Source organism: Mizugakiibacter sediminis (assembly GCF_000953855.2).
GTDB classification, from domain to species: domain Bacteria; phylum Pseudomonadota; class Gammaproteobacteria; order Xanthomonadales; family Rhodanobacteraceae; genus Mizugakiibacter; species Mizugakiibacter sediminis.
In genome coordinates this window covers 1-25,388 of record NZ_DF970200.1, presented here as the reverse complement: position 1 = coordinate 25,388, position 25,388 = coordinate 1, and the positions used below count along the sequence as shown (strand labels likewise).

Here is a 25,388-nt window from a genome sequence, read left to right as displayed (position 1 = left end):
AGCTGGAAACCCGACGCGTAGAAATTCGCGCAGGGGCCGCCGGAGCCCGCGGTCTGCGACTCGGCTTGTCGGGTCATCGTGCAGGCCAGCAGGCCGAGAACGGCCGCGACCGGAAGTAGCTTTCGGCTTGCTTGCATGAGGATCTGCCACAGGGTTTGGCGTCGGAATTGGCGCGGAACGTAGTCGCCGAGCGCGCGCAAGGATGCGACACCGTTCGCAGGTGCGGAGATTATTCGGCGCCAACGCCTGGCGATTGCCAAACCCATCACACTTTGCCGTGGCAAACCCTAATGGAAGAATAACAAGATGCTGATTTATATTGATATTTTATAATATGATATTAAAATAAATATACTTTTCTATATTTGTATACACATATAATCATTCACTGCCCCGCCCAGCCCGGTCTCAGTCTGCCGATCGCGGCGCGCAGGTCGGGCTGGCCCGCACGCCAGCCGACCCATGCCGCGCACAGCAGGCCTGGCACCGCGCAGCCGAGTTCCAGCAACGCGAGCAGCGGCCGCGGCCAATCCGTGGCGACGGCCCGCATGGCGAGCAGCGCGAGCGCCGAAGGCACGGTCAGCGCGACCGCCATGCGCAGCAGCGTGACCATCTCCAGGCGCAATGTCCGCGGCGCCGGCGCCTCGAGCACGCGCCGCGCGGCGGCGTACGACAGCAGCGCGGCGATGGTGGCGGAAACGGTGGTCGAGACGGCGATGCCGGCCAAGCCGAAGCGGTTCACCCACAGCGCGTTCAGCACGACGTTCAACGCCACGCCGACCAAGCCGATCGCCACCTGCGTCCACGGCCGGATCGCCGCGTGCAGCACGCGATAGTTGAGGTAGGCCACCGAACGCATCAGGATGCTTGGCGCCAGCAGCGCCAGCACGATCGCCGTCTGCGTGCTGGCGGCGGCATCGAAGCGCCCGCGCTCCAGCAGCAGCACCACCAGCGGGTGCGCCAGCAGCGCGATCAGGATCGCCGCCGGCAGGGTCATGAAGACGAGGAAGCGCAGGCCGTCGGCGTGGGCATGCGCGGCGGCGGCATGGTCGCGCCGGGCGAAGCTGCGGCCGAGCCCGGGGTAGTAGGTGGTCATCACCGCCTGCGCGAAGACTTCCACCGGCATGCCGGCGATCATGCCCGCAAAAGCCAGCGCCGAGATGGCGCCGGCGTCCAGCCCGGACACGAAGTACTGGTTGACAAGGCTGTTGAGTACCGAACCCGCCGAACCAACGAACAGCGGCAACAGGTGCGCCAGCGGCTTGAGGAAGTCCGGGTGTCCCAGCGCCGCTGCCGGCCGCAGGTTCTCGCGGATCATCCGCCGGTTGCTCCACAGCAGCAGCGCCGACTGCAGGATGAAACCGCCGAGCACGCCGACGACCAGCGCCTGGATGCCCATCGAGCGCAGCAACAGCAACGCGGCGAGGATCACGATCACGTTCGTGGTCACGCCCTCCAGCGCCGGAAACATGAAACGCTCGCTGGCGTAGCTGAGCGCCGCCAGCAGCGAGGACAGGCACAGCAGCGGCACCGCCGGCATCAGCAGGCGGGTCAGGTGCACCGCTTCGGCGTGCACGTCCGGCGCGAGGCCGGGCGCGAGGCGGTGCACCAGACCGTCCGCGCCCCACCACAACAGCGCCGCCGCCACCACCGCCACCAGCAGCACCAGCGTGAACAGCGTGTTGGCGCCGCGCCAGGCGGCCGGTCCGCTGCGCCCCTGCAGGCTGCTCATGAAGCGCGGCACGAAGGCCACCGTGATCACCGTGGTCAGCACGCCCGGCAGCAGCAACGGCAGCGTGTAGGCGACCCAGAACGCATCGAGCGTGCCGCTGGCGCCGAACAGTGCCGCCACCAGCATGGTCTTCGCCACGGCCAGCGCCTTGCCGCTGAAGTTCAGGCCGGCAACGCCCAGCGTGCTGCGGCGGGCCGCGACGCTCATGCCGGCACCGGCGTGTGATCCGCCGGCGTCGGGACGGCCACGGCCGGCGCGCTCTCGCGCTCGGCCCGACGCAGGCGGAAATAGCGCTCTGTCAACGCGCACAGGATCCAGTAATCGCCCATCACCGAACCTTCCAGGAACGGACTTCCATAAAGATTGCCGAGCAGCATGCAGATCGTGCAGACGCTGAATCCCCACGCCAGGGTGCGACTCTCGGCATCGAGAGCCTGTCGTCGCGCGCGCCGCGCCAGGCGCAACAGCGCCGCCGCCAGGACCAGCAGCGCGACCAGGCCCTGGATGCCGCACTCCGCCAGCGTCAACACGTAGAAGTTGTGGGCGTCGAAGTGCTTGAAACCGGAATAGTTGCCGATCTCCTGCTTGAAGCGGTCGAGGCCGATGCCCCACGGCTGCTCGCTCCACATGCTCACCGCGCCCTTCCAGATCTCGAAGCGGCTGGCGGTGCTGGGATCGAGTTCCTCCTGGCCGTAGTCGCCGGTCTGCTGCGTCTGTTCGACGCGCTCGGTCACGCCGCTCGGCAGCAGGGTGATCGAGTAGGCGATCACCGTGCCCAGCAGCAACGCGGTGAACACGCCGCGCCGCATCAGCAGGATGGCGATGCCGGCGAGCGCGATGAAGTACGACTGCCGCGAATAGGTGAACACCACGGCCGCCGCGGTCAGCAGCGCGCCGCCCAGCGCGAGCAGCCGCACCCATTTGCGGTTGCGCAGATTGAGCGCCACCGAGAAGAACAGCGGCAGGAACATCGCGTAGTAGACGCCGGCGCGGTTGGCCGACCTGTAGTCCATGCCGAACGGTCCGGCGGAACGGTGATTCTCCGCGAACGTGCCGATGCCGTAGTCGAGCGCCTCGCGGATGGCCTCCAGCGACGCCACCGCGGCCACCAGCAGCACCATGAACAGCAGGAACTTCACGGTGCGCATGTCGCGCACCGCCGCAAGGAACAGGAAATAGAACAGCGGATAGAAGACGGCGTTCTTGAGGTAGGTGACGTCCGCCAGCAGGTTGCCGGGACGCACCAGTTGCGCGACCGCGAAGGCGATGACCAGCACGGCGAAGAATCCCAGCAACGCTCCCTTCAGCATCGGCGGCTCCTGCTCGCGCGGCAGCCGGCGCGGCAGCATCAGCAGCGCGAGCAGGAACATCAGGTTGGCGACGTTCAGCCCCTTGACGCCCAGCTCCGTCGGGAAATGGATCTGGTTGACCAGGTAGACGACGATCGCGGCGAGCAGCAGCTTCAGCATGGCGACCTCACGCGTTCGCCGCTTCCGCGAGCGGCGCCTGCGCCGCGGGCGCATCCAGGTAGCGGCGCGCCCACAGTTCCAGCATCAGCACCTGCCACAGCGGCTCGGCGTGGTCGGCCTCGGCCGCCGCGTGCTGCGCCAGCAGGCGCCGCGCCGTGTCCTGCCGCAGCAGGCCGCGTTCGCGGAAGGCGCGGCTCTCGATCAGGTCGCCGACCAGCGGACGCAGCGGGCCACGGAACCAGTCGGCCAGCGGGATCGAGAAGCCCTGCTTGGGCTTGTCCAGCGCCTCGGCCGGCAACCAGCGCCGCGCCACCTTGCGCAGCAGGTACTTGCCGCGCAGGCCGCGCAGCTTCATCCGGTCGGGCAGGCGTGCGACGAATCCGAACAGGTGGTGGTCGAGCAGCGGCGCGCGCGCTTCCAGCGAATTGGCCATGGTCATGCGGTCGACCTTGACCAGGATGTCGTCCAGCAGATAGCTCGCCACGTCGCCGGCGAGGATGCGGTCGAGTTCGCCGCCCTCGCCGGCGAAATGCGGCGCCAGCGCCGCGTAGTGATCCTCGGGACGGCGCGGCCGGCACAGCAGCGCGTCGGCCAGCGCCGGCCGGATCATCGCCACGCTGCTCAGGTAGCTTTCCGGATAGGACAGACGCAGGCGCTCGGCCACGCGCCGGAAGCGCTGGCCGCGGATGCCGCGGATCGCGCTTCCGGCGAGGTCCAGTGCCAGCGCGGCCGGCCCGCGCAACACGCCCAGGCTCTGCAGCGCGCGATGGTAGGCGTACCGCTTGTAGCCGGCCGCGAGCTCGTCGCCGCCGTCGCCGCTCAGCACCATCTTCACCGACCCCGCCGCCATCCTGGCGACGAGATAGGTCGGGATCGCCGAGGAATCCGCGAACGGCTCGTCGAGGTACCAGGCGAGGTCGTGGGCGAGTTCGACCGCATCCGGCGCCACCGTCAGCTCGTGGTGTTCGGTGCCGCAATGGCGCGCGATCAGCCGCGCGTCCTCGAGCTCGTTGAAGCGCGCCTCGGCGAAGCCGATGCTGAAGGTCTTCACCGGCTGCGCCAGCATGCGCGACATCAGCGCGACGACGATGGAGGAATCGAGGCCGCCGCTCAGGAACGCGCCGAACGGCACGTCGGAAACCAGGCGCATGCGCACGGCGCGCTCGAGGTGGCCGGCCAGCATCTCCTCGGCGTCGGCCTCCGGCAGGTCCAGCTTGGGCGTGTAATCGAGCCGCCAATAGCGCTGCCGGCGCGTGCGTCCGCCCTCCACGCACAGGTAGTGGCCGGGTTCGAGCTTGCGCACGCCGGCGAAGATCGAGCGCGGCGTCGGCACGTAGCCGAAGCCGACGTAGTCGGCCACCGCGTCCGCGTCCAGCGCGCGCTCGAAGCCCGGCAGCGCCACCAGCGACTTCAGCTCGCTGGCGAACGCCAACATGCCGTCGCGCTCGTGGATGAACAGCGGTTTCTTGCCGAAGCGGTCGCGCGCCAGCAGCAGGCGGCTGCGGCGGCGGTCCCACAGGGCGATGGCGAACATGCCGTCCAGCCGCGCGATCGCCGCCTCGCCCCAGCGCTCGTAGGCGTGCACGATCACCTCGCTGTCGGAGTGCGAGCGGAAGCGGTGCCCGGCCGCCTCCAGCTCCGCGCGCAGCTCGCGGAAGTTGTAGATCTCGCCGTTGAACACCGCCACCACCTGGCGGTCGCTGCCGTACACGGGCTGCTGGCCCGCGGCCGGGTCGATAATCGCCAGCCGGCGCATGCCGAGCATCACCTCGCCGTCGTGGTACATGCCGGCGTCGTCGGGGCCGCGGTGGCGGATCAGGTCGTTCATGCGCTCGCCGACCGCGCGCGCCGGCAGCATGCCGGGACGCAGGGCGATCGCGCCGACGATTCCGCACATGGCTCAGCCTCCACTCAGATGCGCGGCGCGGACCGCAGGCAAGGTTTCGTCGCCGCAATACAGCCGCAGCAGGCGGTCGAGCACGATGTCGAGGCCGGCATAGCGCGCCACCCGCGAGCGCGCCGCCGAGCCCATCGCTTCCAATCGTTCGCGCGGCAGCGCCGCGGCTTCGGCCAGCGCGGCGGCGAGGCCGTCGACGTCGCCCGGGTCCACCAGCCAGCCGCACTTGCCCGGTTCGATCAGATCCTCGCTGCCGCTGACCCGTGAGGCCACCACCGACAGGCCGGCCGCCATGTACTCGAGCAGCGTGTTGGACAGGCCCTCGATCAGCGACGGCAGCACGCCCACGTGCGCCTGCGCCAGCTCGGCGGCGATGCCGTCGCTGTGGCCGATGAACTCGATGCGCGCCTGCAGGCCGAGTTCGCGCACCTGCGCGCGCAGCGCCTCCAGACAGTCGCCGGCGCCGACCAGGCGCAGGCGCAGGTCGGGCACGCGCGCCAGCGCCGCGATCAGGGTATCCAGCCCCTTCTCCGGCACCAGACGCCCCACGTAGACCGCCGTGCGCGCCGCCTGTCCGGGGCCGGCATGGGAGCGGAAGCGGTCGATGTCGACCGCGTTCGGCAGCAGATGGATGCGCGCGGGGTCGAAGCCCTCCTCCTGCAGCGCATCGGCCACGCGCCGGCTGATCGCCTGGAACGCGTAGGCGCGCCGCAGCAGGCGCCGCGCCAGCCGCCCGCGCAGGCTGTGGCGCGCGCGCGCGGCGAGCAGGCCGCGGTCGAGCTCCCACCAGCCGGACACCTTCACCACCACGCGCAGGCCGAGCAGCGGCCCCAGCGCGCAGCACACCAGCGCCATGTGATGGGCGATGTGCACGTGCACGGCGTCGGTACGCCGGCGCTGCGCGATCAGCAGCATGGCGAGGCGCGCCAGCAGCACCAGTGCGCCCAGGCCGGGCAGCGGCGGATAACCGATGCGGCAGACCGCGGCGCCGGCATGGCGGCCGGCCGCGGGCAGCTCGCGGCGATGGCGGCGCCGCGGCGTCACCACCACCACGCGCACGCCACGCCGGCGCAGCCCGCCCGACAGCGTGGCCAACTGCGATTCGGCGCCGCCGCCGCCGCGCGTCGGGAAGCTGCTTTCCAGCACCATCAGCACGCGCATGCGCCGGCGCTCAGTTCGGGTCGATGTGGCGCTCAAGCCAAAGCTCCAGTTGCAGCAACGCCCACAGCGGTGCCGAGTAGTCCCAGGCGCCGGCGACGTGCTCGCGCAACAGGCGTTCGATGAAGTCGTTGCGGAACCAGCCGCGCTCGCGCGCGCGCCGCGAGGACAGGGTATCGGTGACCAGCGCGCGGAATTCCGCCGCCTCCTTCATCCACACCGCGATCGGCAGGCCGAAGCCGTGCTTCTTCTTGGCGCGGATGGCCTGCGGCAGCACGTCGGCCAGCGCGCGCTTGAACAGGTAGCGCTTGTGCAGTCCGCGCACCTTGTAGTCCGCCACCAGGCCGCCGGTGTACTCCACCAGCGCCGGATCGAGATACGGGAAGCGCACGTCCACGCCCTGCGCGCGCGCCGCGCCGTGCACCTTGACGAGATCGTTCTGCGCGATCGCCATCATCAGGTCGAGATACATCAGACGATGCAGCTCGGCGCGCGCCTGCCCTTCCGCGTAGATGTCGCGCAACGCCTGCAGCGAGGCGTCGCGCGCCGCCTGCGCGGCGAAGTCGGGCGTCAACAGCGCGTCGTAGTGGTCCGAGGCGAACGAGTCGTCGGTGTAGAAGCGGTCGGGATTGGGCAGCGAGGCGCGCTCGACGAAGTTGCCGATGCGGTTCAGCAGGCGCATGCGGCCGCCCGAGACCGCGCGCCCGATCGCGCCGCCCAGCGCCTTCAGCGGGCGCGGCAGGCGGTAGTAGGCCTGCATCACCCGGTCCTTGGCGTAGCGCTCGTTGCCGCCGAAGATCTCGTCGCCGCCGTCGCCGGCCAGCATGGTGCGGATGCCGTCGCCGCGCGCCAGCGCCAGGCAGGCGTAGGTCGGCACCGCCGAGGCGTTGCCGAACGGCTGGTCGTAGAAATCGGCCAGGCGCGGCGCCATCTCCAGCGTCTGGCGCATGCCGACCGTGCCGTAGCGCGCGTCGGAGCCCGCCGCCTCGGCGGCGATGCGCGCGTAGGCGAGCTCGTCGTAACCCTGCTCCTCGAAGCCGATCGAGTAGCTGGGCACGCGCACGTCCGGCCGCTGGCGCGACAACAGGATCAGCACGCTGCTGGAATCGGTGCCGCCGCTGAGGAAGCAGCCCCAGCGGTCCGCGGCGGCCGGCCGATAGGCTTCCACGCTGGCGCGGATCTGCGCTGCTAGTTCGCGCGCGCGTAGGTCCTCGTCGCCGTCGACGTCCTCCGTGTAGGTCGGGCGCCAGTAGCGCTCGATGTCGATCCGGCCGTCGCGCCAGCGCAGCACGCTGCCCGGCGGCAGGCGACGCACGCCGCGGCAGATCGTCGCCGGCGCCGGAATGCAGCTGAAGTTGAGGTAGTGGTAGACCGCCAGCGGATCGACTTCGCGCGCGCACCAGGGCGATGCCAGCAGCGCGCGCAGATGCGTGGCCACCAGCAGCAGGCCGGGCGCTTCGAGGTAGTACAACGGAATCGAGTCGAAATGGTCGCTGGCGACGGTCAGCGTGTCGCCGTCCCACAGCGCCTCGGCGAAGCGGCCGCGCCAGTCCGTCCACACCTCGACCGGGTTGCGCCCCTGCGCGGCCGCGATCGGCGCGTGCGCGGGTTCGCCGGCGATCAGGTCGTGCAGGCCCAGCGCCAGCACGCCGCCCTCGCGGCGCGCCTGCGCGCCGCCGTCGAGGTGGGCGCGCAGACGCGCGTCGCCGACGCGCTCGCCGGCGCCCTGCGGTTGCGCGGCCAACCACGCGGCCGCCGCCGGGCCCGCCGCGATCAGCAGGCTGCCGCAGACGCGCGTGGTGCTCATGCCGCTTCCTTCCGCTCCACCCATGCCTCGTCTCCCAGCAGCCGGCGGTACACGGCCTCGGTGCGCCGCACCATCGATTCGATGGTGAAGGTGTCCGCGATGCGCGCGCGCGCGGCGGCACCGAGCCGCGTGCGCAGCAGGCGGTCGTCGACCATGCGCTCGAGCGCGCGCACCAGTTCCGCGCCGTTGCCGTTGGCGAACATCAGCCCGGTGCGGCCGTCCTCGACCAGCTCGGGATTGCCGCCGGCATCCGACACCAGCACCGGCAGCGCGTGCGCCATCGCCTCCATCACCACGTTGGACAGCCCCTCCTCGCGCGACGGCAGCACCAGGAAATCCGCCTCGCCCATCAGCGCGCCGACGTCGCTGCGCGCGCCGAGGAACACCACGTCGCCGTCCAGGCCGAGCGCCGCCGTCTGCAGCTCGAGTTCCTCGCGCAGCGGGCCGTCGCCGACCAGCGTCAGCCGCGGCCGTCGCGCCGGCGGCATCGAGGCCAGCGCGTCCAGCAGCAGCGGCAGCCCCTTCTCGAACACCAGTCGGCCGACGAACAGCGCCTCAAGACGCTGCGACGGCTTCGCGCCGACGCGCACGTGCGCCGGCTCGCGCGCGGCCGGCGCAGGCAGCGTGACGCCGTTCGGGATCACGTCGATGCGCTCGCGCGGAAAGCCGGCGCGCGCGGCGGCGAGGTCGGCGCCGGCGCGCGCGTTGGCGATCACCGCATCGGCGCGCGACAGCACCCAGCGCTTGATCCACCACTGCCAGCGGCGATAGACGTGGAAGGTGCCGCGCACGGTGGCGACGAGACGCGGGCGCGGGCGCAGGCCGGAGGCGGCCAGCGTGATCCAGCACTCCGCCGTCAGCGAGTAGGCGTGCACGATGTCGAAGCGGCCCTCGGCCAGGAACCTGCGCAGCGCGCGCAGGAACGCCGGGTCGATGCGACGGCGCTTCGGCAGGCAGGTCACGCGCACGCCCTGCTGCTGCAGCGCGTCCACCAGGAACGAGTGCTCGCGGAAATACAACAGCTCCACGTGGATGTCGCGGCGCCGCGCCAGTTCCTCGACCAGGTGGCAGATCTGGCGCTGGCTGCCGCCGACCTCCATCTCGTCGGTCACCACCAGCACGCGCAGCGGCCTAGCCATGCACGACCTCCGCGAAGTGACGCAGCAGCCGCCCGGCCTCGACGTGCACGTTGAAGTCCTGCTCCACCTTGCGCCGTCCCGCACGCGCGAAGGCCGCGCGCCGCGCCGGGTCGGCCAGCAGTTGCTCGACCGCCGCCGCCAGCGCCTGCGCATCGCGCGGCGGCACCAGCAGCCCGTTGACGCCGTCGTCGACCAGCTCGGGAATGCCGGAGACGCGCGTGCTCACCACCGCCAGGCCGCTGGCCATCGCCTCGGTCAGCACGTTGGGAATGCCGTCGGCGTTGCCGTCCTCGGTGACCACGCAGGGCATCACCATCAGCGTCGCCTCGGCCATCGCCTTGTGCACCTCGGCCTGCGGCTTGGCGCCCGCGAAGCTGACGCGGTCGCCGAGGCCGAGCCGGTCGCGCAGCGCCAGCAGACGCGCGCGTTCGGCACCTTCGCCGATGATCACGCTGTCGAAGGCGACGCCGCGGTCGCGCAGCAAGGCCAGCGCGTGCAGCAGCACGTCGAAGCCCTTGATCGGATCGAGCCGGCCCACCGACAGCAGGCGCTGCGGCAGGCGCCCGTCTTCCACGTAGGCGATGTCGGCGAGATCGAGCGAGGAGTGCACGACGTGCACCGGCAGCTCGCCCGGCTTGCGCATCCAGCGCGAGAGGTAAGCGACGTTGTGGCGGGTGATCGTCACCCGCAGCGCCGCATGCCGCAGCTTGCCGGCCATCATCTGGTCTTCGGTGAAGATGTCGTGCGCGCGGCTGGTGAAGGTGAACGGGCGCTGCAGCAGGCGCGACAGGAACCAGGCGACGGTGGCGGGATAGGTCGCCCACGGCGCATGCACCAGTTCCGGATCGAAACGGCGGATCCATTCGTAGTGGCCCGCCGCGCGCGCCAGCGCGCCGATGCTCTTCAGCAGCTTCGTCGGCTGCCGCCACAGCCCGGCCAGCAACCGCGCGCCGAAGGCGGACACCGCGACGGGACGGCGGATCGCCAGCCGCAGGCAGGCCAGCGCGGTGGCGAGCGGCGGACGCGGATGCAGGGTGCGGTCGAGCAGCCGCGCGGCGCGCTCGTGCACCAAGGCCTCCATCGGCGGCTTCAGCGAGAGGATGCGCACGTCGACGCCACGCGCGAGCAGCACCTCGATCTCGCGCACGATGAAGGTCTCCGACCAGCACGGGAATAGCGAAACGACGTAGAGCACGCGCCTGGGAGCGGTGGCCGGCGTCATGTCTGCGCGCCTCCGGGAAGGGAATCGGACCGCCACAGCGCGCTCGCGCGCCCGCGCAGGAAATCCAGCAGGCCGAGCACGGCGTAGGCGTTCAACTGCACGAACACGGCGCACAGGCGCACCGGCGCCAGCCGCATCGTGCCCGCGCTGGCCATGCCGAGCAGCGCCAGCGCATAGGCGGCGAGCTGCGCCAGCAGGGCGACGCGATAGAGGCCGCCCTGCGGCCACAGCGCGAGGTTCGCGCCCAGCGCCAGCGCCAGCAGCGCGGGCACGGCCAAGCGCAGGAACTTGTGGCTCCACAGGCGGAACCACAGCGGATGGCCGCCGGGCAGCGCCAGCGCCGGCCAGCGCGCGATCAACTGGTAGTTGCCGGCCAGCGTGCGGCGCTTGCGCGCGCGCTCGCGCAGCGGATCGTCGCTGGGACGGTCGAAGGCCAGCGCGTCCGCCACGGCGACCACGCGGTAGCCGCGCGCGGCCGCGCCGAGCGGGATCCACATGTCGTCCAGGATCAGTCCCGGCGGGATCCCGCCGACCGCCTCGCGGCGCGCCGCGTACAGCGCGCCGCTGGCGCCGACCAGCGAGCCGCTGGCGGACTCCAGCCGGCGCAGCGCGGTCTCGTAGCGCCAGTAGGCGTCGATGCCGCGGCCGTAGCCGCCGCGATCCGCCTCGAAGCGCAGCTCGCCGCTGGCGGCGCCGACCGCGGGATCGGCCAGCGCCGCGGTCAGCCGGCGCAGCGCGTCGGGCGCGAGGCGCTGGCGCACGTCGGTGAACAGCAGCACCTCGCCGCGCGCCACCGCCACCGCGTCGGCGAGGCAGGCGGATTTGCCGCGCCGCCGCGCGACGGTGAGCGCGTGCAGGCGCGGATCCGCCGCCGCCTCGCGCTGCAGCAGCGCCACGGTGTCGTCGCCGCTGCCGTCGGAGACGACGACGAACTGCAGACGGTCCTGCGGATAGTCCAGCGCGCGGAGATTGGCCAGCTTGCGCGCGAGATCCGCGGCGCCGTCATGCACCGCCATCACGACGCTGACCGGTGGCAGCCACGGCCGCGCCAGCACCGGCCGCGGGCGCAGCCGCGCCTGCAGCAGCAACAGCAGCGGATAGCCCGCGTAGGCGTAGGCGATCAGCGCCAGCGCCAGCCAGAACAGGATCTCGATCACGCGCGCTCACTCCCCCCGCCCTGCCCCAGCAGATTCGCGCGCACGCGCTCGTAGCGGCCGTCGCCCAGCGCGCGTTTGGCGGCGGCGAGCACGCCGTAGCGCAGCTTCGCCAGCGCGAGCCGGCCGCGGTCCGGCGCCGCCAGCCGCTGGAACGCCGCGCCGCGATGCGCCGCCGTCACCGCCATGCGCGGCAGCACCGCGGCATCGCGCCGGCGCCACAGCCCGGGCTGCGACGCCAGCACGCGCGCATAGCCCAGCTCGCGGGCGACATCGGGCAGTCGCGCGTCCATGCGCCCTCCGGGCGGCGCCAGCAGCGTCGCCGGAGTTCCCAACCTGTCGCCGATCAACCCGCGCGAGCGCGCCAGCTCCTCGCGCAGCTCGGCCGGCGTCAAGGCGGTGAAATAGCGGTGCGTGTGGCCATGCGACTGGATCGACATGCCGGCGGCCGCCATCTCGCGCAGGTGCGCCCAGCTGACGAAGCCCGGGTTGCCCACGTGCGCGGTGTTGACGAAGAACTCGGCGCGCAGCCCGCGCTCGTGCAGCAGCGGGAAGGCGCGCTCGTAGTTGCTGATATGGCCGTCGTCGAAGGTGATCAGGATCGGCGGCGCCGGCGCGCCGGCGATCACCCCGGCGACGCTGCAGCGCCCGCCGCCGCGCTGCGCGATCCAGTCGAGCTGGACGCGGAACTCGTCGACCCGCACCGCGTAGTGCGGATCCGGACCCGCGCCGACGGCGTGATACATCAGGATGGCGGGCGCGACACGCATGTGGAACGGCTCAGGCGCCGGTGGGCCGGTAGCTCAGGGTCAGGAGCACGCGGTTCTCGGTGTACTCCTGGGTGGGGTCGGTGCTGGTCTGCTTGCGCCGCGCGTACTGCAGGCCGACCGACCAGTGCTGCGCGAGCTGGTGGCCCATGGCGACGCCGTAGTAGCCCAGATGGTCCTCGCGCGCGGAGGCGCTGTAGCGGGTGACGTTGCGCGTGGCGAACGCCGACAGGCTGGTGCGCGGCGTCAGCGCATAAAGCACGTTGAGCGCGGGCCCGTAGGCGCGCTGGTCGAAGTTGGTGAGCGTGAGGAAGTCCTGCTTGCGCCAGTAGCCGCCGAGCCGCGCCTCCAGCCGCGGCCCGCGCCAGACGTAGCCGAGCTGCGCCTCCTTGTCCATGTAGACGTCGGGGCTGATCGTGGTGGTGCGCATGTTCACGCCGCCGAGCGGGTCGAAGAACGTCGCCGGGTCCGGCGCGCGCGCGATCAGGTCTTCGGCGGCGTCGTACAGGCGATCATCCAGCTCGAAGGTGAGCTCGCCGCGCGCGCTGACGCTGAACCGCCCCAACGCCTGCGCATACGGCTTGCGGAAGTCGCGGCCGTCGTCGAACTTCAGCTTGCTGCCGCCCGCCGCCGCCTGCAGATGCAGGCGCGGGCCGTCGTACTCGTAGCCGAGGAAGGCTTCGTAGCGGCGGTAGTCGTTCGGCTTGAGCGCGTCCTCGCGGAACCGCACGTCCTGGCCGCTCACGTTCAGCGACAGCCGCGACAGCGGGCCGATCTCGCGCAGCAGATGCGCCGCCGCCTGGCCGCGGTCCGCATTGAACGCGTCGGTCTTGTTGGCGGTGCTGGTGATGTAGCGCAGGTCGGTCTGCAGCTCGGTGGCGCTGCCCAGGCGCAGGGTCAGCGTCGGGCCGGTCGCGAACACGTTGGTGCGCTGCGTGTTCTCCGGCGTGCTGGCCCGCAGCACGTCCACCGGCTCCTGGCCGATGTAGTCCTCGAACGCCCAGTACAGGCGCCCGGGCCGCATCAGCCAGTCGAACTTGCCGCTGCCGTTGCCCAGCCACTGGTCGCCGATCTCGCCCTGCGTGTAGTGGTAGTACGAGAAGGTGCCGGCCAGCGCCCCCCGGTAGCGCGCGCCCTGGTCCTGCCAGGCCACCAGCAGCGAGGGAATCAGCGCGGTCGCGGACATCGGATCGGCCGGGCTGAGGCCGATGTTGTCCGAATGCTCGATGCCGAGATCGACGCCCCATTGCAGCGGCGCGGCCTGCGCCCTCGCGGCGAAACCGCTGAGGATGGCTCCAGCCAGATACGCCAAGGCAAGCTTCCTCGCAGCCATGGCAAGCTCCTCAAGGCACGTTGTTGAAGACCAGTCCGGCGAAGCGCGCGGGATCGAGCGCGGAGACCGCATCGCGCACCGCTTCCGCGGTGACCTGGCCGTAGCCGACCACCGCCACCGAGCAATCGGTCAGTTCGCCGAGCACGCGCGCATCCGGCGCGGCGTCCAGCGCCGGCGCGTTGAGCACCAGGTAGCGGTCCGGATAGCGCTCCTTGAGGTGCGCCAGCAGCGCGCGCATGCGCATGCTGGACAGGTACTCGCTGGAGCCCTCGCGGTGCGTGCCCACGGGGATCAGGCGCAGCCGCGGGATGCCGCTCGGATAGATGATGTGTTCGATGCCGATGCCCGGATCGTCCAGGAAATCGGTCAGGCCGGCGTGCACGGCGACGCCGAGCCGGCGGTCCTGGCTGGGCTCGCGCAGGTTGCAGTCGATCAGCAGCGCGGTCTTCGCCTCGTCCAGGGCGAAGGCCAGCGCCAGGTTGGCGGCGACGAAACTGGCGCCGGCGCCGGTGGTCACCGGCGCCACCATCACGCTGAAATTCTCGCCGCGGTGCCGCGCGATCAGCTGGGTGCGCAGGTCGCGGAACACGTCGGCGAACCGCCGCGCCTGCGGCGCCAGGCTGAGCAGGCCCTTGCGGTCGAGTTCCTGCGCGGGCCGCGGCTCCGGCTCGCGCATGCGCGCGATCATTTCGCGCGAGGTCTGCGCGAGCCGGAAGCGCCGCTCCCCCTCCACCAGCGACGTCACCGCCGCGCCACGCCCTTCCACGTCACCTGCCTGGCTCATATCCACCTCATCACGCGCAGCCACGTCAGCGCCGCGTAGGCCACCACCACCAGCGCGATCAGCGCCGCCACCCGCAGATTGAGCCGCATGTCGCGCTCGCGCGCCGCCGCGCCGGCGAACGCCGGCACCGTCACCAGCACGGGCAGGCCGTAGTCGCGGGTCAGCAGCTGCGCGTCGCGCACGCGCGGATCGAAGCGCACCACGCCGATCAGCAGGCCGACCGGCAGCAGCGCGCCGAGGATCAGGCCGATGGCGAGGAAATGCGCGAAGCGCAGGCCGGACGGCAGCAGCGGCAGCGCCGCGGCCTCCTGGATGCGGAAGGTCAGGCCCTGGTGTTCCTCGTCCATCTGCATCGACAGGCGCGCGCCCTCGCGGCGCTTGAGCAGATCCTGGTAGATGTCGCGGTTGACCTCGTAGTCGCGGGTCAGCTCGGCCAGGGTGGCCTCGGAGGCGGCCACGCGCTTGCCGCGCTCGGTTTCCTCGGCGAGCAGCTTGCGGGTATCGGCGATGCGCGCCACCAGCGCCGCGCGGTCGCTGCGCGCCTTGGTCAGATCGCCGCGCATCTGCTGGTAGATCGGATTGAACACCACGTTCGGCGCGACCGGCTGGCCGTCGGCTTGCGCCTGCGCGCGCACGGCCTGCACGCGTGCGAGCTGGTTCTGCAGATCGTCGATCTGATGGCGCAGCGCGATCACGTCCGGGTATTCGTCGGTGTAGCTGAGGCGCAGCGTGTCCAGCCTGGACTGCAGTTCGGCGATCTGTTCGCGGTACTGGCCCTCGCGGGTGACCACGCCGCTCAGCTCCGTCTCGCCGGACAACTGGCGACCGAGACTGGCCTCGCGCATGTCGATCTCGGCGATCTGCGTCTGCGCGTCCTCGATGCGGCTGCGCAGCGCGCTGATGTGCGCGGCGACGTCGGCGTCGCTGCCCGGGCGCGCGTCGGCGTTCTTCTCGCGGAAGGCCTTCAGGCGGTTCTCGGCGTCGGTCAGCTTGCGGTGGTATTCGTCGACCTGGCCGGCGATGAACTGGAAGGCGTTGCGGCTTTCGCGCTCCTTCGCCGCCAGGCTCTCCGAGATGAACAGCTCGGCGAACTTCTGCGCGACGTGGTAGGCGCGCTCCGGGTCGGAGTCGCTGTAGGCGATGCGGATCAGGTTCTGGCCGGGGCTGGAGATGGTGGTGCGGCGCTTGATCTCCTCGGCGATCAGCTCCTGTTCGCGCGGGCTGGGGTTCTTCTTCAGCCAGCCGCCGGCGGCCATGATCTCGTTGAGGATGCGCCGGCCGAAGATCACCTCGCGCGCGATGGCGGCGCGGTCGGACACGCCGGTCGGCACCGCCCGCCCCTCCATCAGCGGCTGGATGATGTTGCGCTCGATCACCTGCACGGTCGCCGCCGACTCGTACTTGGACGGCCACAGCAGGCCGACGACGGCGACCACGATGGCGATGCCCGCGAACGCCGCGGCCAGCGCCAGACGTCGCGCGCGCAGCTCGCGCAGCAGCGTCGGCACCTGATCCAGCAGCAGCGACTTCTCTTCCCCCGTGTTCATGGCGCCTCCGTTCAGAACGCGCGCTCGGGTACGGTGACCACGTCGCCCGGCTGCAGCGTGTAGTTGGTGCTCAGGTCGCCGCGGTCGAGCATGCGGCCCAGGTGGATATGGAACGACTCCGTGCCGCCGCCCTTCTTGCGGTAGAGCATGGTCTGGTCCGGCGAGGCGAACTGGTTGATGCCGCCGGCGGCGAGCACCACGTCCAGCACGGTCATGCCCTGCCGATAGGGCAGCGAGGTCGGGTTGCGCACGGCGCCGGTGATGCGCACGCGCGAGATGAACTCGTGGCTGCGCAGTTCGGTGAGGATCACCGCCACCTTGGGGTCGCGGACGTAGGCGGAGAGCTTTTCCTGGATGGCGGCGGCCACCTCCTCGGGGGTATGGCCGCCGGCCTGCACGTCACCGACCAGCGGCACCGAGATCATGCCGTCCGGGCGCACCGGCACGGTCACCGACAGTTCCGGGTTGCGCCATACCGAAACCTGCACCACGTCGTCGACGCCGATGCGGTAGGGCGCCGCGCTCAGCGTGTCGGCCGCCGTCGCCGGCGGCGGCGGCTTGCCGGCGGGCGATGCGCATCCGGCCAGCCCCAGCAGAAACAACGCGCAGAGCGCGAATACGCGGGCGGCGCATCTCATCGGATTCCTCCTCTTGCCCCCTGGACGGCACCGATCTTACCCCAGCCGTTTCCAATTTTGTGACCTTTTTCTCAAAATCGGAACATGATGCTTGACATACAGCATACAATGTGAATCGGAAACCGTTGACGCCGCTCCATGGACGACCGACTCGAACTCCTGCAGGCCTACCGCCGCCTCGGCCTCGATCCGGGCGCCGACCTCGCCGCCGTCGAGGCCCGCTACCGCGAGCGGGTCATGGCGCTGCACCCCGACCGCCATGCCGGCGGCGCGAACACCATCGACGCCGGCGCCACGCTGACGGCGCTGTCCGCCGCGCGCCGGCTGCTGCGCGATCATCGACGGCGGTTCGGCCGCCTGCCGACGGCAGCGGAGTTGCAGCCGTCGCCGCCCCGGCCCCAGGCCCCGCCGCCGGCGCGCGGCCGTTCGCCGGCGCGAAGCCCGCGGCGGCACCACACCCTGCTCGCCGCCGCGGCCGCCGGGTTCGCCATCTGGGCGGTCATCGAATTCAGCCGCCCCGTTCCGGCGCCGACGGCCGCGGACGCGGCAGCCCACCCGCACGCCGAGGAGCCTCCGCCAGCGCAGCGCGCCCGCATCCGTCTCGGCAGCAGCGAGGACGAGGTGCTGGCGATCCTCGGCCGGCCGGCCTACGCGCACGACGACACCTGGGAATACGGACCTTCACGCATCGAATTCGCCGCCGGGCGCGTCAGCGGCTGGTACAGCTCGCCGCTGGCGCCGCTGCCGGTCGACGAGCACCGGCCGCTGGGCGTGCGCGATCCGCTCGACGCGCATTGAGCCCCGGGCCGGCATCGGCCCGCTCAGCGCGCGCCCTTGCCGAACAGCACCACCTCGACGGTCTGCAGCAGGATCGAAAAATCGAACAGCAGGCCGTGGTGCTTCACGTAGTAGAGATCGAACTTGAGCTTTTCCTCGGCGTCCTGCACGGAGGAGCCGTAGGGATAGCGCAGTTGCGCCCAGCCGGTGATGCCCGGCTTCACGCAGTGGCGCAGCTCGTAGTAGGGAATCTGCCTGGCCAGCTCGGCGACGAATTGCGGCCGCTCGGGCCGGGGGCCGACCCAGCTCATCTCGCCGCGCAGCACGTTGAAGATCTGCGGCAGTTCGTCGAGGCGCAGCTTGCGGATCACCCGGCCGACGCGGGTGACGCGATCGTCCGACTTGCTCGCCCAGCGCGCCACGCCGTCCTTCTCGGCGTCGGGCCGCATGCTGCGGAACTTGATCACGCGGAACACGCGGCCGCCCTGACCGACGCGCTCCTGCGTGTAGAACACGGGCTGCCGCGGCCCCGACTCGAGGACGATCGCCAGCGCGGTCAGCAGCATCAGCGGCAGCGCCGGCAGCAAGGCCAGCAGCGACACCAGCAGGTCGAAGCCGCGCTTCAGCGGGCGCTCCATGCCGCCGCCGTCGAAGCCGCTGGCGTAGAGCACCCATGCCGGAGACATCAGCGAGAACTTGATCGCGCCGATCTCGCGCTCGATGAAATTGATCAGGTCGATCACGCGCGTACCCGCCAGGCGGCACTCGACGAGGTCCTCCATCGGCAGCACGTCGCGGCGGTCCTCCGGACCGATCACCAGTTCGTCGACCGCCAGCCGCCGCACCGTTTCGGCGAGCCGCTCGCCGAGCGGGACCACCAGGCCGGCGGGCACGGCGACGGCCTCGCCGCGCATCGGCACGAAGCCGAGCAACTGGAAACCGCGGCGGTCGCTGCGCCGGCGCAGGCGTTCGGTCAGCAGCGCCGCCTTGCGCCCGGCCCCCAGCACCAGCACGCGCCGCTTCAGCACCTCCTGGCTCACCATCCGCGCGAACGTCAGCCGCGACAGGCCGACCAGGCCGATGCCGATCGCCAGGGCGAGGACCAGGATGCCGCGCCCCACATACTGGGACGGCCACAGATAGTAGAGAACGATCAGGCCGACGCCGCCCAGCGCGAAAGCCAGCACGGCGCGGATGAACTGCCCCTGCAGGGTTTCGCGCGAATGCGCCTGGTACAGGCCGACCGCGCCCAGCGCCAGGGTCAGTACCGCCGCGAACGCCAGCGCGCGCGGCAGCAGCGGGCCGACGTAGGCTTCGGCGGCCGCCGGGTTGTTGAGATAGCGCAGCCCGGCAGCCGCATACAGGCTGCAGGCGAGCAGCACGAACTCCGATGCCGCCAGCATGACGTACAGCCGGCGCGGCAAGTCCAGCAGGCGCCCCAGTCCGCGCACGCGCTCCCCCGGCTCCTCGATCCTTGCGTCCTGGCGCCCATCGTGCCACGAAAATGTGATGCAGTTCACATTTTCACCCTGCTAGACTGTGTCCGCCGGCGCCGCACCGGCGGGCAAGCAGGGATTCTTGCGCGCGGCGGCAGCGCATCCTGACAACGACTTGGCACCCCCATGACCAATGCCGCCCCCCTGCCGGAGGACATCCGGCTGGCCATCGTGGGTCTCGGATATGTCGGTCTGCCGCTCGCCGTCGCCTTCGGGCGCGTGCTGCCGACCCTGGGCTTCGACATCAACCCGCGCCGCATCGACGAACTGCGCGCCGGCCGCGACCACACCCTCGAGGTTTCCGCCGACGATCTCGCCGCGGCGGCCCGGTTGCGCTACAGCGCCGATCCGCAGGCGCTGCGCGAGTGCAACACCTTCATCGTCACCGTGCCGACGCCGATCGACGCCTTCAAGCGTCCCGACTTCAGCCCGCTGGAAGGCGCCAGCCGCACCATCGGCAAGGCGCTCGAGCGCGGCGACGTGGTGATCTACGAATCCACCGTCTACCCCGGCGCCACCGAGGAAGTGTGCGTGCCGATCCTCGAGCGCGAGTCCGGCTTGAAGTTCAACGTCGATTTCTACGCCGGCTACAGCCCGGAGCGCATCAATCCGGGCGACAAGCAGCACCGCCTGGAGACGATCACCAAAGTGACATCGGGTTCGACCCCGGCCGCCGCCGAGTACGTCGACGCGCTGTACCGGCGCGTGGTGAAGGCCGGCACGCACCGCGCCTCGTCGATCCGCGTCGCCGAGGCGGCCAAGGTGATCGAGAACACCCAGCGCGACGTCAACATCGCGCTGATCAACGAGCTGGCGGTGCTGTTCCACCGCATGGGCCTCGATACCATGGAGGTGCTGGAGGCCGCCGGCACCAAGTGGAACTTCCTGCCGTTCCGCCCGGGCCTGGTGGGCGGCCACTGCATCGGCGTCGATCCGTACTACCTCACGCACAAGGCGCAGCAGGTCGGCCACCACCCGGAGATCATCCTGGCCGGGCGCCGCATCAACGACGAGATGGGCCACCATGTCGCGCGTCGCGTGATCAAGCTGATGACGCAGCGGCGCATTCCCGCCGCCGAGGCCAACGTGCTGATCCTCGGCCTGACCTTCAAGGAGAACTGCCCGGACCTGCGCAACACGCGCGTGATCGACGTGATCGAGGAATTCCGCGCCTACAACGCGCGCGTCGACGTGCACGATCCGTGGGTCGATGCCGACGAGGCTCGCGCCGAGTACGGACTGGAACTGGTCGCCAGGCCCGAGCCGGGACGCTACGATGCGGTGATCCTCGCCGTCGCCCACCAGCAGTTCGTGGCCGACGGCGCGGCCGGCATCCGCGCCTACTGCAAGCCGGGCGCGGTGCTGTTCGACGTCAAGCACGCGCTGCCCAAGGAAGCGGTCGACGACCGCCTGTGAGGAGCGGATCCATGCGCATTCTGGTGACCGGCGCGGCGGGTTTCATCGGCGCCGCCCTGTCTGAACGCCTGCTCGCGCGCGGCGACGAGGTGCTCGGCTACGACAACCTCAACGCCTACTACGACGTGCGCCTGAAGGAAGCGCGGCTGGCGCGGCTGACGCCGCACCCGGGGTTCCGCTTCGTGCGCGCCGCGCTGGAGGACCGCCCGGCGCTGGAAGCCGCGTTCGCCGGGTTCCGCCCGCAGCGCGTGGTCAACCTCGCCGCGCAGGCCGGCGTGCGCTACTCGCTGGAGAACCCGCACGCCTACGTCGAGAGCAACCTGGTCGGCTTCATGAACGTGCTCGAGGCCTGCCGCCACGGCAAGGTCGAGCACCTGGTGTACGCCTCCTCCAGCTCGGTGTACGGCGCCAACCGCAAGCTGCCGTTCGCGGTGGAGGACGCGGTCGACCATCCGGTCAGCCTGTACGCCGCCAGCAAGAAGGCGAACGAGCTGATGGCGCACACCTACAGCCACCTGTACGCGCTGCCGACCACCGGCCTGCGCTTCTTCACCGTGTACGGACCGTGGGGGCGGCCGGACATGGCGCTGTTCCTGTTCACGCGCAGGATCCTCGCCGGCGAGCCGATAGACGTCTTCAACTACGGCAAGCACACGCGCGACTTCACCTACATCGACGACATCGTCGAGGGCGTGGTCCGCACCCTCGACCGCGTGCCCGCCGGCGATCCGGCGTTCGATCCGCTGCACCCGAACCCGGGCTCCTCGCTGGCGCCGTACCGCGTCTACAACATCGGCGCGCACACGCCGGTCGAACTGGCGCGCTACATCGAGATCCTCGAGGAATGCCTCGGCCGCAAGGCGGAGAAGCGCCTGCTGCCGCTGCAACCCGGCGACGTGCCGGACACCTACGCCGACGTCTCGGCGCTGATGCGCGACACCGGCTACGCGCCGACGACGCCGGTGGAAGTCGGCGTGCGCCGCTTCGTCGACTGGTACCTGCGGTTCTACGAGGGCACGCAAAACTAGCGCCGTTGGCGCAGGTAGGTCGGCATGACGACGCCGCATCGATCGGAGCAGGAGTCCAGCGACCGGCTGCAGCGCGAAGCCGCCTTCCACGACACCCGTTTCGCGGCGGACACGCGCGCGGCCACCGACCGTTTCTACACGATCACCGCGGCCTCCTTCGCGCACTATCGCGCACGCGTGCTCGCCGACGTCGCCGGCCTCGACGTGCTGGAGTACGGCTGCGGCACGGGCGCCGCGGCCTACGAGGTGGCCGCGCGGGGCGGCCGCGCCACCGGCATCGACATTTCCCCCGTCGCCATCGACATCGCGCGCGCCCAGGCGCGCGCGCGGGGACTCGACGCCAACGCGCGCTTCGAGGTGATGAACGCCGAGGCGCTCGCCTTTCCCGACGCATCCTTCGATCGCATCTGCGGCAGCGGCATCCTGCACCACCTCGACCTCGATCGCGCCTATCCGGAGATCGCGCGCGTGCTGCGCCCCGGCGGCTACGGCGTGTTCCTCGAGCCGCTGGGCCACAATCCGCTGATCAACTGGTACCGGCGGCGCACGCCGGACCTGCGCACCGAAGACGAGCACCCGCTGATGCGCGCCGACCTGACGCGGGCGCGCCGGTATTTCCGCCGGGTGGACGTCCGCTGCTTCCACCTGGCCGCGCTGGCCGCGGTGCCATTCCGCGGCACGCGCCTGATGCGCCCCCTGCTGGCCGCCCTGCTCGCCGCGGACCGCCTCCTGCTGGCGCGCCGCTCCCCCTTGCGCTACCAGGCCTGGATGGTGGTGATGGAGCTGCGGCGCTGAGAGCCGCCTCCGCCCTAATCGCCGCGACGGAAGCAGAAGCCCTGGTAGTAATCCACCGAGTAACCCCGCGCGCCCGGAATGCGGCAGCTCTTCTCGTGGCTCTGCCAGCGGTCGATGCAGACGTAGCCGAGCGCCTCGAGGCCGGCGACGAACTCCGCTTCGGCCATCACCCGGTAGGGACAGAACGCCGTGCCGATGCTCTGCAGCGTGAAAAACGAACGGTCCGGATGCAGCGGCACCTGGCCGATCACCAGGTGCCGAGGCGGGCGCGCCAAGGCGCCCAGCAGGTCCGCCAGGCTGTAATCGAGGTATTGCAGCACGCCGCCCGCCAGCAGCACGTCGGCGCCGTCGGCGTCCTCGCGGCGTTCGGTGAAGCGCAGCCGCCCGGACGTATCGTGGCTGCGCGCATGTTCGCGGCCGGAGGCCACCACCGCAGGAACGTCGTGCACGCACCAGTCGACGTCGGCCGGCAGGCGCATGCGCCGCCCCATCGCGTAGTAGCTGATGCCGTGATGACCGCCCAGGTCGAACACGCGCCGGGCGCCGGCCCCCAGCAGATTGGCCATCCAGAACATGACCGGGAAGTCGCTGGCCCGCAGATTGCGGGGGCGGTCGCGGTACAGCTTCGCCGTGGCCTCGTGGTCGTAACCGAGCGGCCGCGAGCGCGGCGCACTGCGTTGCGCCGATTCGAAGCTGGGATAGACGCCCCGATACAGGTCGCGCCAGCGGTTGCGCACGAACATCCGTTCGTAGAAGGGCCGCGCCAGCAGCTCGAAACCGGGCAGTTGCGCCGCCTCGATGAGGATCCGGTGCAGGTGGATCAAAGCGTTGCTCACGTCCGTCTCCTGATCGAACCGGCGCGGCCCGCACGGCGCACACCCGACCTCCCCGCCCAGGCAGGCACTTGGCCGAGGCGGGGTCGGTTTCCTTGCGTGAGGTCATTCCCCGCCGTCTGAGCCGAGGGTATACTGGCACAAAATGTGACGCAGTTCACACTTTCCAGTCTACGAATCGGGTTTGGGCGGAGGGAACCGCCCCTCGCCAGGGGACGAAGGGCCATGGGGAAAGGGGCCTCGCACACGACGACACCGCCGGCACGGGGGGGCGTTCGCGTGGCGGACTCGCGGGGCAGGGGAACCTCCCGTCGCGGTGCGACCCTCGGGGCGACCGCCCACCTCGGCAGGCGCTCCCCGCGCAGCTTCAGCCGACGCCCGAGGGCCATGCGACCGTGACGAACGCACCATCGAATCTCCTGCAGTTGGAATGGCCCGGCTTCGACCCCTGGCGCATCCAGGCCGTGGCGCATCGGCTGAGCGGCCACCCCTTGCTGCAACTGGCCGCGCTGATCGAGCTTGGCCGGCGCCTCGAGCGGCGCGGCCTGGTGCGGACGCACAGCGACGGGGCGAGCGCCGGAACCCCGTTCAACGACGCCCCCAGCCTGCACCCGAATGCGCGCTCCGCCGCCGACACCCTCGGCGACATCCGCGACGCCCGCGCCTGGATGTCGCTGCTGAACGTGCAGACCGATCCGGTCTATCGGCAACTGGTCGATGCCGTCCTCGACGAGGCGAGCCTGCACACCGAACGCGTGGACCCCGGCATGCATCACCGCGGCGGCTGGATCTTCATCAGCTCGCCCCATGCGGTCACGCCGTTCCACATCGACAAGGAACACAACTTCATCCTGCAGATCCACGGGCGCAAGCGCGTCTACGTGTGGGACCACCGCGACACCGTGGCGGTGAGCGAGCGCGCCCGCGGCCGCTTCCATCGGATGCACGAGCGCGACCTGATCCGCTGGCGCGAGGAATTGCGCGAACGCGCGCACGTGTTCGACCTCGAACCGGGCCAGGGCGCATACATGCCCTCCACCAGCCCGCACATGGTGGAAAACGGCGACGAGCCGTCCATCACCGTCAGCTTCACCTATTTCACCGACGCCACGCGCCGCGAGGCGCGCCTGCACGCCTTCCGCGACTGGCTGCACAGCGGCGGCGTGCCGCCGCCCCCGCTGGGCCGCTACCCGCGGTTCGACCGTGCCGTCGCCGCCGGCGCGCACGCGCTGGTCGGCGCGCACCGCCTGGCGCAGCGTCTGCTGGGCAGAAAAGTCGCCCCGGAACGCGCGGCATACGCCGCCGCGCACCTGTTCGGCGGCGCTCCGGACTGAGTGCCGCGCGCCGGCAAGCCGAGGGAAACGCCATGGACGCGACCGCAGCTCCCCTGCTCACGCTGGACTGGACCCGCTTCCAGCCGCGCCGGGTGCAGGCGGTGCGGCATCGCCTGCACCGGCACCCGCTGCTGCAGCTCGACGAGCTGCTGGCACTGGCGCGCCGCCTCGAAGCCGCGGGCCAACTGCGCCGCATCGGCGCCGACGCCGAAGCCGGCACGCCGTTCATCGCCACCGCCGCGGACGTCGGTGCGCTGCAGCGCATCGGCGCGGAAAAGGGCTGGGCGGTACTGCGCTACGTGCAGATCGATCCGACCTACCGCGGCCTGGTCGACACCGTGCTGGACTCGATCCAGTCCCATGTGGAGCGCGTCGATCCGGGCATGCACTACCGCGCCGGCTTCATCTTCATTTCGGCGCGGCACACGGTCACGCCGTTCCACATGGACGTGGAGAACAACTTCATCCTGCAGATGCGCGGCCACAAGACGCTGTACGTCTGGGAGCCGGACGACGCGGTGGCGGTGAGCGAAGAGGCGCGCGACCGCTTCCATCACCACCGCGACCTGATCCGCTGGCGGGAGGAGCTCCGCGACCGCGCGCACGTGTTCGAGCTGCACGCCGGCGAGGGCGCCTACATGCCGGCGACCAGTCCGCACATGGTGGAGACGGGGGACGATCTGTCGGTGACGATGAGCTTCACCTACCTCACCGACGCCACCCGCCACGACGCCTGGCTGCACGACCTGCATTACCTGATGCGGCGCGCCGGCCTGCATCCCTCGTCGGTCGGCCGCCATCCGGCGCTGGATGCGCTGGGCTGGCGCGCGGTCGCCGCCCTGCTCGGCGTGCGCCGCATCGCGCAACGCGCCGCCGGCCGGCCGGTGGAGCCCACGCATCCGCCGTACGCGGCCCCGGGCCCGAACGAGGGGGGCCGCGCATGAGCGCGACGCACACGGGTTCGACGGCAGCGGAAACCGCGGACGCGCCGGCGCTGGCCGACGTGTTCGTGCGCTCGACCGACGGCGCGCCGCGAGCCGCCGTCGCGCTGCCGCTCGAGCG

Annotated in this window: 22 protein-coding genes; 6 read left to right on the top strand and 16 right to left on the bottom strand. The window is 71.0% G+C overall.

Annotated elements, in window-relative coordinates:
- The 14 genes from MBSD_RS15760 to MBSD_RS08675 all read right to left on the bottom strand — a co-directional run.
- A partial coding sequence (locus tag MBSD_RS15760) for a hypothetical protein (protein WP_237071771.1) occupies window positions 1-200 on the bottom strand: 200 nt, incomplete at its 3' end.
- Between the two features lie 185 nt (window positions 201-385).
- On the bottom strand, window positions 386-1,939 hold the full coding sequence (locus MBSD_RS08735) for a lipid II flippase MurJ (protein ID WP_062536971.1): 1,554 nt from the start codon (window positions 1,937-1,939) through the stop codon (window positions 386-388).
- Window positions 1,936-3,201 carry an O-antigen ligase family protein gene (locus tag MBSD_RS15885; protein WP_187300605.1) on the bottom strand — a complete coding sequence of 422 codons (1,266 nt, stop codon included), beginning with the start codon at window positions 3,199-3,201 and terminating at the stop codon, window positions 1,936-1,938. The genes MBSD_RS08735 and MBSD_RS15885 overlap by 4 nt, the downstream gene beginning before the upstream one ends.
- Before the next feature lie 7 nt (window positions 3,202-3,208).
- Window positions 3,209-5,098: an asparagine synthase (glutamine-hydrolyzing) gene (gene asnB / locus MBSD_RS08725; protein WP_062536969.1), complete on the bottom strand. Its 1,890-nt coding sequence runs from the start codon at window positions 5,096-5,098 to the stop codon at window positions 3,209-3,211.
- Between the two features lie 3 nt (window positions 5,099-5,101).
- A complete protein-coding gene (locus MBSD_RS08720) occupies window positions 5,102-6,295 on the bottom strand; it encodes a glycosyltransferase (protein WP_148667846.1) in 1,194 nt (397 codons plus the stop codon).
- Complete coding sequence (locus MBSD_RS08715; protein WP_062536967.1) at window positions 6,270-8,063, bottom strand: asparagine synthetase B family protein; 1,794 nt, start codon at window positions 8,061-8,063, stop codon at window positions 6,270-6,272. Before MBSD_RS08715 ends, MBSD_RS08720 begins: the two co-directional genes overlap by 26 nt.
- Window positions 8,060-9,202, bottom strand: coding sequence for a glycosyltransferase family 4 protein (locus tag MBSD_RS08710; RefSeq protein ID WP_082306568.1), 1,143 nt, complete (start codon window positions 9,200-9,202; stop codon window positions 8,060-8,062). The genes MBSD_RS08715 and MBSD_RS08710 overlap by 4 nt, the downstream gene beginning before the upstream one ends.
- Window positions 9,195-10,424 (bottom strand): glycosyltransferase, encoded by a 1,230-nt coding sequence (locus MBSD_RS08705; RefSeq protein WP_062536965.1) that lies wholly within the window; start codon window positions 10,422-10,424, stop codon window positions 9,195-9,197. Before MBSD_RS08705 ends, MBSD_RS08710 begins: the two co-directional genes overlap by 8 nt.
- A complete protein-coding gene (locus MBSD_RS08700) occupies window positions 10,421-11,581 on the bottom strand; it encodes a glycosyltransferase family 2 protein (protein ID WP_062536964.1) in 1,161 nt (386 codons plus the stop codon). Before MBSD_RS08700 ends, MBSD_RS08705 begins: the two co-directional genes overlap by 4 nt.
- Window positions 11,578-12,348 (bottom strand): polysaccharide deacetylase family protein, encoded by a 771-nt coding sequence (locus MBSD_RS08695; protein ID WP_062536963.1) that lies wholly within the window; start codon window positions 12,346-12,348, stop codon window positions 11,578-11,580. The genes MBSD_RS08700 and MBSD_RS08695 overlap by 4 nt, the downstream gene beginning before the upstream one ends.
- Window positions 12,349-12,358: 10 nt before the next feature.
- Window positions 12,359-13,678: a porin family protein gene (locus MBSD_RS08690; RefSeq protein ID WP_148667845.1), complete on the bottom strand. Its 1,320-nt coding sequence runs from the start codon at window positions 13,676-13,678 to the stop codon at window positions 12,359-12,361.
- Window positions 13,679-13,688: 10 nt separating this feature from the next.
- A complete protein-coding gene (locus MBSD_RS08685) occupies window positions 13,689-14,462 on the bottom strand; it encodes a P-loop NTPase family protein (protein ID WP_148667844.1) in 774 nt (257 codons plus the stop codon).
- Window positions 14,459-16,009, bottom strand: a complete 1,551-nt coding sequence (locus MBSD_RS08680; protein ID WP_062536960.1) for an XrtA system polysaccharide chain length determinant — start codon at window positions 16,007-16,009, stop codon at window positions 14,459-14,461. The genes MBSD_RS08685 and MBSD_RS08680 overlap by 4 nt, the downstream gene beginning before the upstream one ends.
- Window positions 16,010-16,020: 11 nt before the next feature.
- On the bottom strand, window positions 16,021-16,647 hold the full coding sequence (locus MBSD_RS08675; RefSeq protein WP_062536959.1) for an XrtA/PEP-CTERM system exopolysaccharide export protein: 627 nt from the start codon (window positions 16,645-16,647) through the stop codon (window positions 16,021-16,023).
- Between the two features lie 138 nt (window positions 16,648-16,785).
- Here MBSD_RS08675 and MBSD_RS08670 point away from each other — a divergent pair, with 138 nt between their 5' ends.
- Window positions 16,786-17,445, top strand: coding sequence for a J domain-containing protein (locus MBSD_RS08670; protein WP_062536957.1), 660 nt, complete (start codon window positions 16,786-16,788; stop codon window positions 17,443-17,445).
- Window positions 17,446-17,468: 23 nt separating this feature from the next.
- Here MBSD_RS08670 and MBSD_RS08665 read toward each other — a convergent pair whose 3' ends face one another.
- Window positions 17,469-18,875 carry a TIGR03013 family XrtA/PEP-CTERM system glycosyltransferase gene (locus MBSD_RS08665; RefSeq protein WP_062536955.1) on the bottom strand — a complete coding sequence of 469 codons (1,407 nt, stop codon included), beginning with the start codon at window positions 18,873-18,875 and terminating at the stop codon, window positions 17,469-17,471.
- 171 nt (window positions 18,876-19,046) lie between these two features.
- On the opposite strand from MBSD_RS08665, the gene MBSD_RS08660 reads away from it, so the two are divergent.
- From MBSD_RS08660 to MBSD_RS08650, 3 genes are read left to right on the top strand one after another with little or no spacing between them, the layout of a single operon-like run.
- Window positions 19,047-20,336, top strand: coding sequence for a nucleotide sugar dehydrogenase (locus MBSD_RS08660; protein ID WP_062536953.1), 1,290 nt, complete (start codon window positions 19,047-19,049; stop codon window positions 20,334-20,336).
- Between the two features lie 11 nt (window positions 20,337-20,347).
- Window positions 20,348-21,364, top strand: coding sequence for an NAD-dependent epimerase (locus MBSD_RS08655; RefSeq protein WP_062536951.1), 1,017 nt, complete (start codon window positions 20,348-20,350; stop codon window positions 21,362-21,364).
- Between the two features lie 24 nt (window positions 21,365-21,388).
- Complete coding sequence (locus MBSD_RS08650) at window positions 21,389-22,159, top strand: class I SAM-dependent methyltransferase (RefSeq protein ID WP_062536949.1); 771 nt, start codon at window positions 21,389-21,391, stop codon at window positions 22,157-22,159.
- Between the two features lie 14 nt (window positions 22,160-22,173).
- On the opposite strand, the gene MBSD_RS08645 is transcribed toward MBSD_RS08650, so the two are convergent.
- A complete protein-coding gene (locus MBSD_RS08645; RefSeq protein ID WP_148667843.1) occupies window positions 22,174-22,995 on the bottom strand; it encodes a TIGR04325 family methyltransferase in 822 nt (273 codons plus the stop codon).
- A 392-nt stretch (window positions 22,996-23,387) separates the two neighbouring features.
- Here MBSD_RS08645 and MBSD_RS08640 point away from each other — a divergent pair, with 392 nt between their 5' ends.
- Both MBSD_RS08640 and MBSD_RS08635 read left to right on the top strand, forming a co-directional pair.
- Window positions 23,388-24,326 (top strand): cupin-like domain-containing protein, encoded by a 939-nt coding sequence (locus MBSD_RS08640; protein WP_148667842.1) that lies wholly within the window; start codon window positions 23,388-23,390, stop codon window positions 24,324-24,326.
- 32 nt (window positions 24,327-24,358) lie between these two features.
- A complete protein-coding gene (locus MBSD_RS08635; protein WP_062536943.1) occupies window positions 24,359-25,270 on the top strand; it encodes a cupin-like domain-containing protein in 912 nt (303 codons plus the stop codon).
- Window positions 25,271-25,388: the final 118 nt, after the last annotated feature.